This window comes from Aeromicrobium sp. PFPM2_SD2, assembly GCF_057364525.1.
Window position 1 is genome coordinate 1 of sequence record NZ_JBNFNZ010000413.1, and the last position, 2,179, is coordinate 2,179.

4 protein-coding genes are annotated in these 2,179 nt (G+C 74.7%); 3 read left to right on the forward strand and 1 reads right to left on the reverse strand.

The window, feature by feature from the left end:
• The first annotated feature begins 30 nt into the window (after window positions 1-30).
• Window positions 31-216: a biotin/lipoyl-containing protein gene (locus tag AC2W7G_RS14395; protein ID WP_485869041.1), complete on the forward strand. Its 186-nt coding sequence runs from the start codon at window positions 31-33 to the stop codon at window positions 214-216.
• The gene (locus AC2W7G_RS14400) at window positions 213-1,139 is read left to right on the forward strand and encodes a hydroxymethylglutaryl-CoA lyase (RefSeq protein WP_485869042.1); all 927 of its coding nucleotides are present in this window, start codon (window positions 213-215) and stop codon (window positions 1,137-1,139) included. Before AC2W7G_RS14395 ends, AC2W7G_RS14400 begins: the two co-directional genes overlap by 4 nt.
• 3 nt (window positions 1,140-1,142) lie before the next feature.
• Here the strand turns inward: AC2W7G_RS14400 and AC2W7G_RS14405 are convergent, their stop codons facing one another.
• A complete protein-coding gene (locus AC2W7G_RS14405; RefSeq protein WP_485869043.1) occupies window positions 1,143-1,829 on the reverse strand; it encodes a hypothetical protein in 687 nt (228 codons plus the stop codon).
• Window positions 1,830-1,884: 55 nt separating this feature from the next.
• Between AC2W7G_RS14405 and AC2W7G_RS14410 the strand changes: the two genes are divergently transcribed.
• A partial coding sequence (locus tag AC2W7G_RS14410; RefSeq protein ID WP_485869044.1) for a hypothetical protein occupies window positions 1,885-2,179 on the forward strand: 295 nt, incomplete at its 3' end.

The following is a 2,179-nucleotide window of genomic DNA, read 5'->3' on the forward strand; positions in this document are numbered from 1 at the left end:
CCGAGGTGACCGCGCCGACTGCCGGGCACCGTGCTCAGCGTCGCGGTGGCCGAGGGGCAGCGCGTCACGGCCGGCGAGTCGCTGGGAGTGCTCGAAGCCATGAAGATGGAGCTCGCGCTCACCGCTCCGTACGACGGCACCGTCACCGCGGTCGCCGCCGCGGCGGGCGCGCGCGTCGCGCTGGGCGACGTGCTCTTCGTGGTGGAGGACGAGTGAAGCGACGCCTGCCGATGGTCGAGCGCGACCCCGCGCTGCCCGAGCGCGTGACCATCTACGAGGTCGGCCCGCGCGACGGGCTGCAGAACGAGTCGGCGGTCGTCCCGACCAAGGTCAAGGCCGAGTTCGTCCGCCGCCTGGTCGCGGCCGGGCTGCCGGTCGTGGAGACGACGAGCTTCGTCCACCCGCGCTGGGTGCCGCAGCTGGCGGACGCGGCCGACCTGCTCGCCGACCTCGGGGAGCTGGCGGTGCCCACCCCCGTCCTGGTCCCGAACGAGAAGGGGCTGGAGCGGGCGCTGGCGTCGGGCGTCCGCAGCATCGCGATCTTCGCCAGCGCCACCGAGACCTTCGCCGAGAAGAACCTCGCCTCCACCTACGACGACCAGTTCGCGATGTTCGAGCCGGTGGTGGAGAAGGCCACGCGGCTCGGCCTGGACGTGCGCGCGTACGTCTCCATGTGCTTCGGCGACCCGTGGGAGGGACCGGTGCAGGTCGCGCGCGTCGTCGCGGCCGGACGCCGGCTGCTCGACCTGGGCGCCTCGCAGCTGAGCCTCGGCGACACGATCGGCGTCGCCACGCCCGGTCACGTCCGGTCGATGGTCGACGCGTTCTCCGGCGCGGGCGTCGAGGTCGACCGCCTGGCCATGCACTTCCACGACACCTACGGCCAGGCGCTGGCCAACGCGTACGCGGCGCTCGAGTCGGGCATCACGACGTTCGACGCCAGCGCCGGCGGCCTGGGCGGCTGCCCGTACGCCGAGAGCGCGACGGGCAACCTGGCCACCGAGGACCTGGTCTGGATGCTCGACGGCCTGGGCATCGAGCACGGGGTGCGGCTGGACGACCTGGTGCGCACGAGCGCGTGGATGGCCGAGCAGCTCGGTCGCGAGTCGCCGTCCGCGGTCGTCCGCGCGCTGCGTTGAGCGTCAGCGGCGCAGGCGGCGGTCCTTGAGCTCGGCGGCGGCGTAGCGGCCGACCTCGCGGGTCGACATCGCGTCCGCGGTGCGCCGACGCCCGCCGCCGAGCACCGGCACGCGCCGGGCGACGAACACGGCGGCGCGCTTGCCGATGACCGTGCCGAAGATCTGCGTCGTCACCTCGGTCGCGACCCGCTTGTCCAGCTGCGGGTCGTGCACCGGCGAGGTCGCCAGCGCCATGGGGGACGAGGGCAGCTTCTTGTGCTTGAGCAGCTGCTGGACGCCCTCGCGCCCGAGCATGCAGGCCAGCACCGCGTTGCGGACGCGCGGGTCGGAGAGGTCGTAGCCGCGCAGGTGGGCGATGCCGGCGACCAGGTGGCACTGCACGAGCGCCACGCCGGCGACGTTGGCCGGGATCGACACCGCCGCGGCGGTGCCGCCGAACAGGTTGGTGACGAAGCCCTGCCCGGCGGCCATGCGCACGTGCGAGCGGACGTACGCCTTGACCGCCTGCTCGACGTCGCCGTCGGCGGCGACCAGCGCGGCGTCCGCGGACTCCTCGGCGCCGCGCAGCGGCCCGAGCCCGTCGATCGCGTACTCCAGCACCTGGCGGACGTACGTGGCGGTGAACCCGGGGCCGGCCTTGGCGGTGGCGGCGAGTGCGGCGTTGCGTCCGATGCCCCATGGCGCCAGCATAGGGTTCGGCCCGGCTGCCCGGCCCGTGGACGCGATCGGCCCTACGCTGACCGCCATGACGCTGCCGTTCTCGGTCCGGGTGACCGACCCCGCGTGGCGGGCCGAGGCCGACGCGTGGCTGGTCGCGGCCTGCGAGGCCGACGGCCGCGTCGTCACCGGACCGGTCGAGCAGCCCCGCGTCCGTCCGTGGTCGACCCAGCTCGTCGTGCCCACCGACGCCGGGCGGGTGTGGTTCAAGGCGAACGTCGCCGGGGCGGCCTTCGAGCCCGAGGTGCACCGGGTCCTGTCCCGCCTGGCCCCGCAGGAGGTGCTGCCGCCGCTGGCGGTCGACGCCGGGCGCGGCTGGCTGG